We start from the raw sequence: 13277 nt of genomic DNA on the forward strand, positions 1-13277 counted from the left end.
AGGATCGATGCCTCATCACCGCTCGACGCAGGCCGACGTCGCCGCTCTCGCCGGCGTCAGCCAGGCGACCGTCAGCATCGTCCTGAGCGGGCACACGCCGAAGGGCGTCCGCATCTCGGAGGCCACGCGCAACCGCGTGCAGGAGGCGCTCCGCATCACGGGGTACTCGGCCAATCCGGTGGCTCAGCGTCTCGCCGGCGGCAAGAACCAGCTGCTCGGCGTCTTCACCTACGAGAAGACCTTCCCTCGCGGAGGCCGCGACTTCTACGGCGCCTTCCTGAACGGCATCGAGGAGGCGGCCGAGCAGCTCGGCGTCGACATGCTGCTGTTCACCTCGGCGCGGGTGGTCGACGGCCGGCGCCGGCTGGCGGGCGACGGATGGCAGCGGCTCGGCATCGCCGACGGATGCCTGCTGCTCGGTCAACAGGAGGACCGCGAGGAGCTGCAGCATCTGCTCGACACGAACTACCCCTTCGTGTTCATCGGCAAGCGCGAGACCGACAAGCACCTGCTGCCGTATGTCGGCGCCGACTACGTCACGGCCACCGCCCGTCAGATCGACCGGCTGGTCGCTCTCGGCCACACCCAGATCGCCTACGCGGGCCTGCGCGGCGACGACCAGTCCACGCGCGATCGCGTCGACGGCTATCGCGACGCGATGACGGCCAAGGGGCTCGCGCCGCGCTTCCTCGACCTGCGCGAGCCCGCACGCGGCGTCGGCGAGGTCGTCGAGCGCGGCATCACCGCCCTCCTCCTCGCTCCGGAGAACGACCCCGACGAGATCGCGGAGGCGATCGAGGCGCGGGGACTCGCCGTGCCCCGGGACATCTCGATCGTGCTGCTGGGTCAGCCACACCTGCCGCTGCGTCGAGGACGCCGCTGGTCGGGATTCTCCGTGCCGCGCGAGGAGATGGGCGCCCGCGCGCTCGTCCTGCTCTCGCGCATCGTGCACCAGGATGCCGAGCCCCCGCGTCGCTCCTCCGCCCGATCGTCGACGGCGTTGCAGCTGACCGACGCCGACTACCACCAGCTCATCGACTGCCCGGACGTCGACGGCGACACGCTCGCCCTCGCGCCGGCCCTCACCCGCCCCTTCGAAAGGAACCCTTCGTGACAACGCGAGAACTGACCACCGACATCCTCGTGGTGGGCGCCGGACTCGGCGGCGTGGCCGCCGCCCTGGCCGCCGCCGACCGGGGTGCCCACGTGATCCTCACCGAGGAGTACCCGTGGATCGGCGGCCAGCTCACCTCGCAGGCGGTGCCGCCGGACGAGCACCCCTGGGTGGAGGAGTTCGGCATCACCGCCCGCTACCGGCAGCTGCGCGACGGCATCCGCGAGGTCTACCGCCGCCGCTACCCGCTGACGGATGCCGCGAGCAGCCGCGCCGACCTCAACCCCGGCGCGGGCTGGGTGTCGAAGCTGTGCCACGAGCCGCGCATCGCGGTCGGCGTGCTGGAGGAGATGCTCGCGCCGCACCGGTCGACGGGCCGCATCCGCCTCCTGGAGCGCGTGCGCCCGATCGCGGCCGACGTCGACTGCGACCGCATCACCCGCGTCACCCTGCAGTCCGAGGTCGACGGGGAGACCGTCGCGGTCAGCGCGGGTTACGTGCTCGACGCCACCGAGACCGGCGAGCTGCTGCCGCTGACAGGCACCGCGTACGTCACGGGCTTCGAGTCGCGGGCCGAGACGGGCGAGCCCAGCGCGCCGGACGAGGCGCAGCCCGAGAACGTGCAGGCCCTGAGCGTGTGCTTTGCGATCGAGCACGTCGACGGCGACCACACGATCGAGCGCCCGACCGACTACGAGTTCTGGCGCGACTACCTGCCGGAGGCCTGGCAGGGCAGCCGGATGCTGTCGTGGGAGGCGCCGAACCCGCGCACGCTCGAGATGGGCACGCGCGCGTTCGACCCGAATCCGGGCGACGACGTCGCCGAGGTCGACGCCGACCAGTCGCGCAACGCCGGCGACGCGAACCTGTGGACGTTCCGGCGCATCGCCGCGCGAGACCAGTTCGAGCGCGGCTTCTACGAGAGCGACATCTGCCTCGTGAACTGGCCCAGCATCGACTACTTCCTCGCCCCGGTGCTCGACATCCCGCGCGACGAGGAGCTGGAGCACTACCGGCGAGCGCGGCAGCTGTCGCTCTCGATGATGTACTGGATGCAGACCGAGGCGCCGCGCGCCGACGGCGGCACCGGGTACCCCGGGCTGCGGCTGCGGCCCGACGTGATGGGCTCGGACGACGGGCTCGCCCAGGCCCCGTATCACCGCGAGTCCCGGCGCATCCGGGCGCTCACCACCGTCACCGAGAACGACGTCTCCTACGACGTGCGCGGCGAGGCGGGTGCGACCAGGTACGAGGAGTCGGTCGGCGTCGGCATGTACCGCATCGACCTGCACCCCTCCACGGGCGGCGACACCTACATCGACGTGGCCTCCACGCCGTTCGAGATCCCGCTCGGCGCGCTCATCCCGCAGCGCACCGCCAACCTGCTCGCCGCGAACAAGAACATCGGCACGACGCACATCACCAACGGCTGCTACCGGCTGCACCCCGTGGAGTGGAACGTCGGCGAAGCCGCCGGCCACCTCGCCGCCTACTGCGCAGCGACCGGTGCGACCCCGCGCGAGGTGCACGCCGACGCCGGCATCCGCTCCGACTACCAGCGCGAGCTCGAGGCTGCGGGCGTCGAGCTGCACTGGCCCGAGGGGCGCGTGCATGCCTACTGAGACGACCATCGACTACCCACCCGAATCACCGCACAGCCCACCCGAATCACAGCACAGCAAGGAGAAGACCACCATGAGCACATCCGCATCGCGTCGTCGGCGTCTGCCGCTGACGGCCGGGGCCGGCATCGCCGCCGTCGCCCTCGTGCTCGCCGGATGCAGCGGGAGCCCCGAGGGCACCGCCACTCCCGACGAGCCCGTCGAGCTCCGCATGACGGTCTGGACCGCCGACGAGACACAGCTCGGCCTCTTCCAGGAGATCGCCGACGAGTACGTGGCCGAGAACCCGGACCTGGTCTCGAAGGTCACGTTCGAGCCGATCCCGTTCGACGACTACACGACGACGCTCACCACGCAGCTCGCGGGAGGCAACGCCCCCGATCTCGGCTGGATCCTGGAGAGCTACGCCCCGGAGTTCGTCTCCTCGGGAGCGCTCTACGACATCACCGGAACGCTGCAGGATCACCAGGGCTACGAGTACGACGACCTGCTCGACTCCTCGCTCGCCCTGTGGCAGCAGGACGACGAGCTCTTCGCGTATCCGTTCTCGAACAGCCCGTTCGCCGTGTTCGTGAACACCGACCAGATCGCCGCCGCCGGACAGCCGAACCCGGCCGACCTCGTCGCCTCGGGAGACTGGACGTTCGACGCGGCGCGCGACATCTCGGCCGCCTCGGCCGCGACGTCGGGGAAGCAGGGTCTCGTCGTACGCGACTTCGACTACAAGGTGTGGGAGAACCTCGCCACGATCTGGTCGTCGTTCGGAGCCTCGCCGTGGAGCGAGGACGGCACCAGCTGCACGCTCACGGATCCCGAGATGGTCGATGCCATGACATGGATCCACGACGCGATCTTCGTCGACGGGGCGATGCCCGAACCGGGCGTCACCGCCGACTTCTTCGCCGGGGACGCTGCCATGACGATCACGCAGATCAGTCGTGCATCCGCACTCGACGACTCCTTCGGCTGGGACGTCGTCCCGCTGCCCGACGGACCCGAGGGTCGCCAGAACGTGATCGGCCAGGCAGGCATCGGGGTGTTCGCGAACGCGGAGAACCCCAGCGTCGCCGCCGACTTCCTCGCCTACTTCACGGCACCCGAGAACGCCGAGAAGCTCGCGGCGTACTTCCCGCCGCCCCGGGAGTCCCTGCTGAATGCCGAGACCCTCGCCGCGGGCAACCCGCGCCTCAGCGAGGAGCAGCTGCAGGCCGTGGTCGTCGACGGGATCCAGGATGCCGTCACGAAGCCCGCGCACCCGAACTTCGCCAAGATCCAGGACACGGTGCGTGCGCAGCTCGACGCCCTGTGGACCGCGGACGCCGACGTGGAGTCCGTGCTCGGCAGCACCTGCGAGACGATCGCTCCGCTCCTGGAGGGCTGACCGCATGACATCCTCCGCCGTCCTCGCGGCGGCCGACACCGCGGAGCGGAAGGGGCGTCCCGTGCGCCCCCGCCGCTCCGCGGCGACGCGGCAGGACTGGATCGTCGGCTACACGATGGTCGCCCCCGTGGTGCTCGGCTCGGTCGCCTTCGTCCTCGTGCCGCTCGTCGCCGTGCTGTGGTTCTCGCTGCACGAATGGAACGTGCTCGCCAACACCTTCGTGTTCGCCGGCGCCGACAACTACGAGCGGATGCTCTCCGACCCCGGACTCCGCGACTCGCTGCTCGCGAGCCTGTGGTTCTCGATCGGGCTGGTCGTGCTCAACGTCACGCTCGCGCTCTTCCTCGCCGTGCTGCTCAACCAGAAGCTCCCCGGCACGACGACGTTCCGCACGTTCTTCTTCTCGCCGGTCGTCGTCTCGCTCGTCGCCTGGACCATCGTCTGGAGCTTCCTGCTGCAGGCGGACGGCGGCATCAACGGCTTCCTCGCCACCGTCGGCATCCAGGGTCCGAACTGGCTCCGCAACGACGTCACCGCGATGCTCGCCGTGATCGTGGTGCAGGTGTTCAAGAACGTCGGGCTCAACATGATCCTGTTCCTCGCCGCGCTCCAGGGCGTGCCCGAGGAGATCGGCGAGGCGGCCCGCATCGACGGCGCCGGCGCCTGGCGGCGCTTCCGCGCGATCACGCTGCCGATGATCAGCCCGACCATCCTGCTCGTGATGATCCTCACGATCGTCGGCTCGCTCGAGGTGTTCGCGCAGATCGCGGTGCTCACCGGCGGCGGCCCGGGCAACTCCACGACCGTGCTCGTCTACTACCTGTACCAGCAGGCGTTCCGCTTCAACGACTTCGGCTACGCGAGCGCCATCGCGGTGCTGATGTTCCTCATCGTGCTCGTGCTGACGCTCGTGCAATGGCAGACCAGGAAGAGGTGGGTCTTCAATGAGAACTGACGTCATCGACCGGCCGGAGTCCCTCAGCACCCGTGCCGTCACGACCGGGTCCGCGGAGCGCCGTGAGCGACCTGGCGCGGCCACCCGCCGGCGCCGCTGGTTCGCGGGAGGCCTCATCGCGCTGATGGCCGTGCTCAGCATCCCCTTCGTCTTCCCGACGCTGTGGATGATCACGAGCAGCTTCAAGCCGATGAGCGAGATCCTGCAGAAGGTCCCGACGCTGTGGCCGGCGAACCCGTCCGCGGACGCCTACGGGGAGGTGTTCCGCCTGCAGCCGTTCGCGCAGCAGTACTGGAACAGCCTCTACATCGCGGCGCTCGTCACCGTGGGGACGATGCTCGTCGCCGCCATGGCCGGGTACGCGTTCGCCCGCATCCGCTTCCCCGGCGCGAACGCGCTCTTCCTGGTGGTGTTGGTGGGGCTGCTCGTGCCGAGCGAGGTGACGATCGTCCCGCTGTTCCGCTTCGTGAACTCGCTCGGCCTGATCAACACCCACTGGCCGCTGATCGTGATCCCCGTGCTCGGAGCGCCCGCGGTGCTCGCGGTGTTCATCATGCGCCAGTTCTTCCTCGGGCTCCCGACCGAGCTGGAGGAAGCCGGACGCATGGACGGGCTCGGTCGCTGGGGCATCTTCTGGCGCATAGCCTTCCCGCTGGCGCGTCCCGCGCTCGCCGCCGTCGCGATCTTCACGTTCCTGAAGTCCTGGAACCTGTACCTCGAACCGATCGTGTACCTGTCGAGCAAGGACATGTTCACGCTGCCGCAGGCGCTGACGCAGTACGTCGACGCCTACGGCGGGCCGATGTGGAACGTGCAGCTCGCCGCCACGACCCTCACGGTGGTGCCGGTGCTGGTCGTGTTCCTCTTCGCGCAGAAGCAGTTCGTGCAGGGACTCGCCCACACCGGACTGAAGGGCTGACCCGGAGCGCCCTCACCCGCATCTCGCCCGGTTCCGAGCGAGCGCTGTTCGTCGCGCCCTCGCCAGCGCATCCATCGAAAGATCCATCGACGCATCCAACGAAGGAGAAGCAATGAGAACGACAGCCCGACGTGCGCAGCGACGCGCACTCTCACTCGCCGCCGTCGCCGTCGCCGCGGTCATGGCGGCGGGAGGCGCCCTCCCCGCCCAGGCGGCTCCCGTCGGATCGGGGCCCGGCGTCGCCGCGGAGGTGGCGCCCCCGCCCGCCGACTGGCCGGTCTTCGGCTACCAGGGGATCATCACCGACAAGTTCGACATGATCTACAACCCCACAGACGAGTACATCTTCCCCAGCGTCTTCCACGCCGGGGAGCACTTCGCCAACCCGCTCGGCGAGTGGTACCTCTACCTGGCGCCGCATGACGATCCCGGCGGGATCGTTCTGATGTACGCCGACAGCCTCGAGGGTCCGTGGACCGAGTACGCCGCAGGTCCCGTGATCACGAACGACTGGCCGCCGCACTACGGACCCGTGCCGCACGTGTCGAGCCCCGACGCGGTCTGGAACGCCGTCGAGGGCACGATGTTCCTCTACTTCCACGGCAACAACTCGGTTACGCGCTTCGCGACGAGCGACGACGGGATCACCTTCACCTACGGCGACGTCGCGGTCACGAACGCCATGGGCGACGTGCCGGGCACGCGGCGCATCACCGAGACCTCCTACGCCCGGGTCTTCGATCACCCGGACCCCGACTCGCCCTACAACTTCGCCATGTTCTACATGGCCAACGACGACACCCCGGTCGGGGGCGGGCTGACCGGCATCCGCCGCATCCGCCTCGCGGAGTCCGTCGACGGCCGCACGTGGGTCGTCGACCCGGTGCCCGTCGTCGCGCCGGGCGAGGAGGAGGGGGCGAACGTCTCGGGCCCGAACCTCTGGGAGCACGATGGCCAGCTCTACGTGCTGTACCACGCGTCGAGCGGCAAGTCCTACGCCCGCACGATCGATCCGACCCTCCGGGACGTCGGGGAGGTGCCGATCGTGCTGCACCAGTCGAGCGGGCTCGGGACCGACACGGGCCGGGTCGCCTCTCCGGAGATCGTCACGGACGGTGGCGAGACGTATCTGTTCTACGAGTCGGGCGACCGCCTGGGCGGGACGATCGCGTGGGCGAAGGCCGGAGCGGAGACGGTCATCGAACCGCCGTTCGGCGGATTCGCCGAAGATGCCGCGAACGCGGTCTTCGACACGTGTGCGGCTCCGGGATCGGACGAGTTCGCGGGCGCGCTGAGTGACCAGTGGGACCGCACGGTGCGAGCGGATGCCGCACGCCACTCCGTCTCGGACGGAGCGTTGATCGTGCCGACGTACACCGGAGGGGTCTCTGCAGCCCCGCTGCTGCAGCAGGAGCTTCCCGCAGGGTCCTGGCAGGTGACGACGAAGGTCGGTCTGACCCCGACGCAGAACTTCCAGCAGGCCGGATTGCTGCTCTACGCGAACGACACGACCTACCTGAAGTTCGACCTCGGCAAGGCCACGCCGGGGCGCGTGGTGGAACTCGTGGGCGCGGGCGGGCCGGTCTTCACCAGCCAGCAGCGCACCGAGGTCGCCGAGGTGTGGCTACGTCTGACCAGCGACGGCCGCGAGATCGAGGCGTCGGTGTCGTACGACGGGGTGGCGTTCGAAGCGTTCGGGAACCGGGTTCGGCTCGAGGCATCACCGGGCGTCGCACGGTACACGCACGTCGGGCCGTTCGCGTTCCGGGGGTCCACGGCCGCCGCGGAGCTCCCGGCGACCTTCGACTGGTTCCGCTTCTCGCCGACGCCTGAGGCGTATGCGGCCTGTCTCGATCCGGGAACGGGTCCCGGTACCGATCCCGGTACAGACCCGGGGATGGACCCCGGTACAGATCCGGGTGCAGACCCGGGCACGGACGCACCGGCACAGGTCGCGGTCACGTTCGGCCATGCCGAGCGCGCGCCCGGTCAGGTGCAGACCGTCACCGGCACCGGTTTCGAGCCGGGCGAGCGCGTCACGGGTGTGATGCGCTCCGAGCCGCTCGACCTCGGTGCGCAGACCGCCGACGCGGACGGGACCGTGCGCTTCGTGTGGACCATCCCGTCCGACACTGCGGCAGGCACGCATACCGTGACGCTGACCGGTGCGGCGGCGGGCTCGGTGAGCGCCTCGTTCGTCGTGCGGGCCGGCGGCCTCGCGTCGACGGGCGCCGACCCGCTCCCGTTCGTCCTGGCGGCCGTGCTCCTGCTCGGCCTGGGCGGAGGTCTCGTCGTCCTGCGCAGGAGGAGACTCGTCTGACGCGAACGATGCGCAGCATCCTCCTCCCGGAGCGACGCGGGGTGGAGGATGCTGCGCAGAACGCTCTCGCTAGGGTCGATGCATGAACAGAGTCTGGAAAGCGTTATCACGTGAAGCGATCCGGCACGCGCTCGCGTCTGTCATCGCGGGAGCCCTCGCCGCCATCGCGCTCGGTGTGGGCGAGAGCACGGGTGTTCTCGACGGGGGAGCCGCATTCAGTTCCCTCTTCATCACTCTGCTGTTCGGTCTGTACGGTCCCGCGTTCCTCATCCTGACGTGGGTGAGCTTCCGAGATCTCGAAGGGGACGCCCTTCGTGCGCAGCTCGTCCGCACCGACGAACGCAACTCGCTGACACGGTGGCTTCTTCTCTCGAGCCCGACATCGTGGGCCGGCACCGTTCTCATCATCGGCGTCGTCTCCGTCGTCCTTCTCACCGTCGGAGACAGCAGCCGGAACCTGTGGATGGTCCTCATCTGCGTCGTCGGCGTCGGCGGCAGCTGGGTTCTGATGGTCGCGATCATGGCGGTGGAGTACATGCGCCGTTGGGCCAACGAGGACTCAATGATCTTCCCCGGTTCGGATGCTCGTGCTTTCATCGATTTCGTCTACCTCGCGGTCCAGCTGTCGACGACGTTCTCGTCCTCCGACGTGCAGCTGACGCAGCGGGGCATCCGGAGGCTGGTGATCCTCCACTCGGTGCTCGCGTTCGCGTACTCGACCGCGATCATCGCCGTCTTCGCGTCGCTCCTCATCTCGGTGGCGCTATGAACCGCTCCCGTCGAGGAGTGGAACCGGTGTCCGGATCAGCTGCGAAAGTCACATGTGGAGGGGCTGACGGGAATCGAACCCGCGCTGTCTGCTTGGGAAGCAGAAGTTCTACCATTGAACTACAGCCCCGTGCTCGAACTTCCGCGTAATTCCGCGGCTAGACGAGTATCGCCAGCCTACAGGTCGGGTGGCAAAAGCCCAAACGCACCGTAAACGCAACGCTTTCAGTCTGCGAGCACGTCGAACTGCTCGAGCACGTCGGTGTGGTCGGGCAGGTAGGTGACCTCGACGGCGTAGCGGTCCTCCGTCGTACTGATGTGCGCGTGGTTGAGCTGGTGCTGCGCCGCCTCGATGCCGACGTGGTCGCGCAGGTAGGTGGCGACGGTGGAGCGGAACTCCTTGGGCACGCGGCCTTCGAACTCGGTGCCCTTCAGCGCGTTGTGCCATTGGGTGCGGAAGTTGTCGGGGATCCTCGGCGTCAGGGTGGACGAGGGGAAGACGAGGGGCGAGACGGAGTTCACGCGGCGTCGCAGCAGCATCCGCGAGACGAACGGCGGCAGCGGCGCGTTGATCTCCTTGTGGTTCTTCCTGTGCCGCTGGATCCGCCAGCGCCCGCTCGCGTCCTTCGCCATCGTCGCCCCGAGCCGGGCTCGGGCAGGCGTCTGCGTCAGGTCGACGAACTCCCACTCGGTCGCGAAGATCTCGCCAGGGCGCCATCCCGTGCCGAGGAACATATCGACAGGGTCGGCGAGGTCGCTCACGCGCGGCATGCCGCGCTTGTCGATCCCGGCGTCCCATTCCCGCAGGATCTTGCGCAGCTCGCCGACCTCCTCGAGCGTGAAGGCGCGCGGCTTCCCTCCCGGCTTCGGCACGGCCGCGACGCTCAGCACGGGGTTGCGATCGAGGGCACCGTGGCGCGCGGCCAGATCGAACATGCCACGGAGGAGAACCGACGCGATCGACGCTGTCGAATACCCGACCGTTGCAGCCTTCACCTTCAGGAACTTGTCGAGAGCCGGCACGCCGCATTCGCGTAGCCGCCGATCGCCGATGCCCGCCTTGATGTGGTTCTCGAGCACGTAGCGGTAGCGGTTGAGCGTCCCGGCGGGCACGTCCTTGCTGGCCTTGTACTCGGACCACCAGGCATCGGCGAGGTCGCGAAGACGGCTGTCGGCGGTGAGCGCGTCGTCACCATTCGTGCTCAGGCGGTCGCGGACGGCTTCCTTCACGGCGTTCTTGGCTGCGGTCGCGGTCGCGCCGACGCGGCGCATCTGCCGCGTGGTGCCGTCGAAGTCGCGATAGCGCGTCTTCGCCTCCCAGCGCCCTTTGCTGAGCTGCTGCGTTCGGATCTCCCCGTGAGTCTGGATCGGGAGGGGTGGCCTAGCCATAGACGAGTCCTCGATGTGTGAAGCGGCGGAGAGCGGCTTGCGCGCGGCCGTGGCGGGGGCGCACGTAGGTGACGCCCTGCAGGCTGGTGAGGCAGTGCTGCTCGAAGAACTGGATCAGCTCGACGGTGACGGACAGCTCGTCGGCGATGTAGTGCTGTTCGGGATTGAACGCTGCGACCCTGGCGTACTCGTCCGGGTCGATGAGCAGGCAGGCCGCGTAGTAGTCGGCCTGGTACTCATTGCGTGAGCTGTCGCAGTGGTGCCCGTGGTGGAAGTGGCCCAGCTCGTGGCCGACCGTGCTGCGCGCCTCATTGGGTGTCAGCATCCAGTCGTAGTAGATCCGCCCCTCTTCGGGGGACCAGTATCCGAGCACACCCTCATCGAGATGTGCCACGTGGATCTCAATCCCCTGTGCGGCAGCGAACCGGATCAGTTCGAGCAAGCGCGTTCCCCCTCATTCAGCGTGTGGCTCGTCGGCCTTCTTGCGCCCGCGCTTCGCAGCGAGCGCGTATCCCGCGCGCGGACCCTCCGGAGTCACATGCACGTCATCTTCCGTGAGGCCAAGGACATTCGACTTCCCGGTGAGTTCTTGAGCGACGGCGTTCACCGCAGCCTGCCCCGCGCGGTCGCGACGCTCCGGGGGCAGCGCCTGCAGCATGCCTCCGACCATTCCCATCCACATGCGCGTGTCGCGGTCGAAGTCTTCGTTGGGCTCAGCGTCGATTCCGAGCACGTCAAGGATTCGCTGCAGAGTGCCCGACTGCGGGATGAGCTTCCCCGCCTCAATGTCGATCAGCGTGGTGCGCGACACGCGCGCCTCCGCCGCCAGGTCTTCCTGTCGCAGATCGAGCGCCGTCCGGGCGTCCTTGACGCGCGCAGCGAGTTCCGCGCGGCCTTCTCGCGTGTCCAGCAGAGACTTTTTTCTTGACATGGGATGAGCGTAGCAATGTAGGGATTCCTAGGTCAATATGGCCCTGAATCTTGACATGAGGCTCATTTTTCTGGACGTGTCGGCTTGACCCATGTTCAGAAACGACGTACCTTTCTGAACATGGCAGCAACCAAGGGGCACACAGGTGAGGCGCTTCGCACGCTTCGCAAGGCGGCGGGCCTCACCCTCAGCGATGTAGCGAGGATGGCCGACACCGCTCCGGCATATCTCTCGAAGGTCGAGTGCGGCGCGCTGATCCCGGCGGAAGCGTACGTCGGACGCGTCATGGCGGCAATCGCTCGGGCGTTCAATCCCGAAGCGGTGGCGGCGTGAGCGCGTGGCGGACGCCGGCCGAGGCGGCAGCGCACACCGGCTTCGCGGTGAAGACGCTCGCGAACTGGCGGGCGATGGATCCCCCACGAGGTCCGAAGTTCAAGCGCATCGGGCGGGCCATCCGATACGCCGAGGCCGAGCTGGACCGGTTCATGGAATCGGAAGGCGCAGCAGCCTAACGCTCCCATCCTCCCGACTTGGGCGGGGCATCTCTCAGACAGAGATGGGAGCACGACCCGGACGACATCCCGAGGGATGCGCGGACCGGCCGTCATCGCACACTGACAACTCCACACAGGAACCGGATCAGAGACACCGAATCCGGATGCAAGCCCATCGAGGCGGGATGTCCCCAGGACCGCTCGCGCCTCCTCTGGCTTCATCGACAGGGTGACGTTCGATCCGATGGGGGCCGTGGTGGTCCCGCGCCGGTAGCTCGCAGCGATGCGAGTCGACGCGAAACACGACTTTGCTACGGGGGCGCATCTACCTCATTGGCCGATCTCGGCTGGGATGCGCTGCTACACGCGACGTTCAACGGGTAGAGGCCCGGATGCGTCGTAGGCAGGCAGGGCTCCGACCGTCTGGCGAGCATCGCTCGGACGGCTGCAGGCGGGTTCGATTCCCGCTCGGGGCACAACCGGAGCTTCTGGGGAGCGCCGGGTCGCTGCGGACTGGGGAGTTCCGCGGCTTGCGCTGGGGCGCACGGGCCGGGAGTCGTGGGGACTCCCGGCCCCTCGAGTTTCCATCCATTCGATTCAACGAGCAGAGGAGGCGTGGCCGTGTCCACGACGACTTTCGCGCCGAAGGTGGCGCACAGTACCGACCCGATGCGCGAGGCCACGGCCCGCGCCGCCGCTCGAGCGGGCATGACGGTGGAGGCGTGGGTCGCTCATACCGACCGCATCGAAGCCGCCGACAACCACCGCCGACGCACCGAGCAACTGATGCAGCAGGTGCCGCGCTACCGAGACGAGGACGCCGCATGAGCGCGTCCATCCTTGACCGCACGAGAGCGTTCGCCCTCATCGCGGACAAGCTCTCCGAAGCGAAGCAGACGGAGATCGCCGAGCTGCTGGCGGACAAGCTGATCGCCGACGCTGGCGGTCCGCGTAAGCCGGGGCCATCCGCTCCCGTCGCCGCGCTCCCTTCCGCTGTGGAGGTCGTCGACACGTCGGAGCACGCCGAGGCCGCAGAGTTCCTTGTCACTCACGGCTACCAGGGTGCCGAGCTGGCGAAAGCCGCGGGCCGACTTGCCGAGTGGCTGAAGCATCACCCGAACCTGACCCGAGAGGCGGGCATGAGGGTGTGGCTCGGAGAGGAGCGCGCGACATGAAAGCTCTGTTGCTCGCACTGACGGCGGTGTTCTTCATCGGGAGCTTGGTCGAGTACGCCAAGCCCGGTGCCTTCAACTTCGAGGCCGTCGTGTGGGTCGGCCTCATCCTCATCATCGCCTGGGCAGTCGTCGAGGCGCACGCAAGACGGAAGGTGGTGGGCCAGAGTGCCGATCGCACTAGTCAGCTCGTCTGACGAGAAGAACTGGCA

The 13277-nt window shown here is 68.3% G+C and carries 15 protein-coding genes and 1 tRNA gene; 12 read left to right on the forward strand and 4 right to left on the reverse strand.

Going from position 1 to position 13277, the window contains the following annotated elements; translation table 11 throughout:
- Positions 1-7: 7 nt before the first annotated feature.
- The 7 genes from MRBLMX7_RS11175 (at position 8) to MRBLMX7_RS11205 (ending at position 9080) form a co-directional block, all read left to right on the forward strand.
- A complete protein-coding gene (locus tag MRBLMX7_RS11175; RefSeq protein WP_363368500.1) occupies positions 8-1114 on the forward strand; it encodes a LacI family DNA-binding transcriptional regulator in 1107 nt (368 codons plus the stop codon).
- On the forward strand, positions 1111-2736 hold the full coding sequence (locus MRBLMX7_RS11180) for an FAD-dependent oxidoreductase (protein WP_363368502.1): 1626 nt from the start codon (positions 1111-1113) through the stop codon (positions 2734-2736). Before MRBLMX7_RS11175 ends, MRBLMX7_RS11180 begins: the two co-directional genes overlap by 4 nt.
- 73 nt (positions 2737-2809) lie before the next feature.
- Complete coding sequence (locus MRBLMX7_RS11185) at positions 2810-4117, forward strand: ABC transporter substrate-binding protein (protein ID WP_363368504.1); 1308 nt, start codon at positions 2810-2812, stop codon at positions 4115-4117.
- A 4-nt stretch (positions 4118-4121) separates the two neighbouring features.
- Positions 4122-5072, forward strand: coding sequence for a carbohydrate ABC transporter permease (locus MRBLMX7_RS11190; RefSeq protein ID WP_363368506.1), 951 nt, complete (start codon positions 4122-4124; stop codon positions 5070-5072).
- Positions 5062-5991, forward strand: coding sequence for a carbohydrate ABC transporter permease (locus tag MRBLMX7_RS11195; protein WP_152926238.1), 930 nt, complete (start codon positions 5062-5064; stop codon positions 5989-5991). The genes MRBLMX7_RS11190 and MRBLMX7_RS11195 overlap by 11 nt, the downstream gene beginning before the upstream one ends.
- Positions 5992-6103: 112 nt before the next feature.
- Positions 6104-8311: a DUF1349 domain-containing protein gene (locus MRBLMX7_RS11200; RefSeq protein ID WP_363368508.1), complete on the forward strand. Its 2208-nt coding sequence runs from the start codon at positions 6104-6106 to the stop codon at positions 8309-8311.
- Positions 8312-8393: 82 nt separating this feature from the next.
- Entirely contained in the window at positions 8394-9080 is a 687-nt protein-coding gene (locus tag MRBLMX7_RS11205) for a DUF1345 domain-containing protein (protein ID WP_363368510.1), read from the forward strand.
- A 55-nt stretch (positions 9081-9135) separates the two neighbouring features.
- On the opposite strand, the gene MRBLMX7_RS11210 is transcribed toward MRBLMX7_RS11205, so the two are convergent.
- From MRBLMX7_RS11210 to MRBLMX7_RS11225, 4 genes are all read right to left on the reverse strand, one after another.
- A tRNA-Gly gene (locus MRBLMX7_RS11210) sits at positions 9136-9209 on the reverse strand.
- A 95-nt stretch (positions 9210-9304) separates the two neighbouring features.
- Positions 9305-10468, reverse strand: a complete 1164-nt coding sequence (locus MRBLMX7_RS11215) for a tyrosine-type recombinase/integrase (RefSeq protein ID WP_363368512.1) — start codon at positions 10466-10468, stop codon at positions 9305-9307.
- A complete protein-coding gene (locus MRBLMX7_RS11220; RefSeq protein ID WP_363368514.1) occupies positions 10461-10862 on the reverse strand; it encodes an ImmA/IrrE family metallo-endopeptidase in 402 nt (133 codons plus the stop codon). Before MRBLMX7_RS11220 ends, MRBLMX7_RS11215 begins: the two co-directional genes overlap by 8 nt.
- 60 nt (positions 10863-10922) lie before the next feature.
- Positions 10923-11399, reverse strand: coding sequence for a helix-turn-helix transcriptional regulator (locus MRBLMX7_RS11225; RefSeq protein WP_363368515.1), 477 nt, complete (start codon positions 11397-11399; stop codon positions 10923-10925).
- 120 nt (positions 11400-11519) lie between these two features.
- Between MRBLMX7_RS11225 and MRBLMX7_RS11230 the strand changes: the two genes are divergently transcribed.
- The 5 genes from MRBLMX7_RS11230 to MRBLMX7_RS11250 all read left to right on the forward strand — a co-directional run bounded on the left by MRBLMX7_RS11230 (position 11520) and on the right by MRBLMX7_RS11250 (position 13262).
- A complete protein-coding gene (locus MRBLMX7_RS11230; RefSeq protein WP_363368517.1) occupies positions 11520-11732 on the forward strand; it encodes a helix-turn-helix domain-containing protein in 213 nt (70 codons plus the stop codon).
- Positions 11729-11911 (forward strand): helix-turn-helix domain-containing protein, encoded by a 183-nt coding sequence (locus MRBLMX7_RS11235; RefSeq protein ID WP_363368519.1) that lies wholly within the window; start codon positions 11729-11731, stop codon positions 11909-11911. Before MRBLMX7_RS11230 ends, MRBLMX7_RS11235 begins: the two co-directional genes overlap by 4 nt.
- A gap of 603 nt (positions 11912-12514) precedes the next feature.
- Positions 12515-12721 (forward strand): hypothetical protein, encoded by a 207-nt coding sequence (locus MRBLMX7_RS11240; RefSeq protein WP_363368521.1) that lies wholly within the window; start codon positions 12515-12517, stop codon positions 12719-12721.
- Positions 12718-13068, forward strand: coding sequence for a hypothetical protein (locus MRBLMX7_RS11245; protein ID WP_363368523.1), 351 nt, complete (start codon positions 12718-12720; stop codon positions 13066-13068). Before MRBLMX7_RS11240 ends, MRBLMX7_RS11245 begins: the two co-directional genes overlap by 4 nt.
- Positions 13065-13262, forward strand: coding sequence for a hypothetical protein (locus tag MRBLMX7_RS11250; protein WP_363368525.1), 198 nt, complete (start codon positions 13065-13067; stop codon positions 13260-13262). The genes MRBLMX7_RS11245 and MRBLMX7_RS11250 overlap by 4 nt, the downstream gene beginning before the upstream one ends.
- Positions 13263-13277: the final 15 nt, after the last annotated feature.

Origin of the sequence: Microbacterium sp. LMX7-1.2, from assembly GCF_040675935.1 — a bacterium.
In the GTDB taxonomy this organism is placed as follows: Bacteria; Actinomycetota; Actinomycetes; order Actinomycetales; family Microbacteriaceae; genus Microbacterium.

What these genes read in the sequence shown, in the direction of transcription:
- MRBLMX7_RS11175 (WP_363368500.1), top strand. Translation starts at nt 8, where the DNA reads ATGCCTCATCACCGCTCGACGCAGGCCGACGTCGCCGCTCTCGCCGGC.
- MRBLMX7_RS11185 (WP_363368504.1), top strand. Translation starts at nt 2,810, where the DNA reads ATGAGCACATCCGCATCGCGTCGTCGGCGTCTGCCGCTGACGGCCGGG.
- MRBLMX7_RS11190 (WP_363368506.1), top strand. Translation starts at nt 4,122, where the DNA reads ATGACATCCTCCGCCGTCCTCGCGGCGGCCGACACCGCGGAGCGGAAG.
- MRBLMX7_RS11195 (WP_152926238.1), top strand. Translation starts at nt 5,062, where the DNA reads ATGAGAACTGACGTCATCGACCGGCCGGAGTCCCTCAGCACCCGTGCC.
- MRBLMX7_RS11200 (WP_363368508.1), top strand. Translation starts at nt 6,104, where the DNA reads ATGAGAACGACAGCCCGACGTGCGCAGCGACGCGCACTCTCACTCGCC.
- MRBLMX7_RS11205 (WP_363368510.1), top strand. Translation starts at nt 8,394, where the DNA reads ATGAACAGAGTCTGGAAAGCGTTATCACGTGAAGCGATCCGGCACGCG.
- MRBLMX7_RS11215 (WP_363368512.1), bottom strand. Translation starts at nt 10,468, where the DNA reads ATGGCTAGGCCACCCCTCCCGATCCAGACTCACGGGGAGATCCGAACG.
- MRBLMX7_RS11225 (WP_363368515.1), bottom strand. Translation starts at nt 11,399, where the DNA reads ATGTCAAGAAAAAAGTCTCTGCTGGACACGCGAGAAGGCCGCGCGGAA.
- MRBLMX7_RS11230 (WP_363368517.1), top strand. Translation starts at nt 11,520, where the DNA reads ATGGCAGCAACCAAGGGGCACACAGGTGAGGCGCTTCGCACGCTTCGC.
- MRBLMX7_RS11245 (WP_363368523.1), top strand. Translation starts at nt 12,718, where the DNA reads ATGAGCGCGTCCATCCTTGACCGCACGAGAGCGTTCGCCCTCATCGCG.
- MRBLMX7_RS11250 (WP_363368525.1), top strand. Translation starts at nt 13,065, where the DNA reads ATGAAAGCTCTGTTGCTCGCACTGACGGCGGTGTTCTTCATCGGGAGC.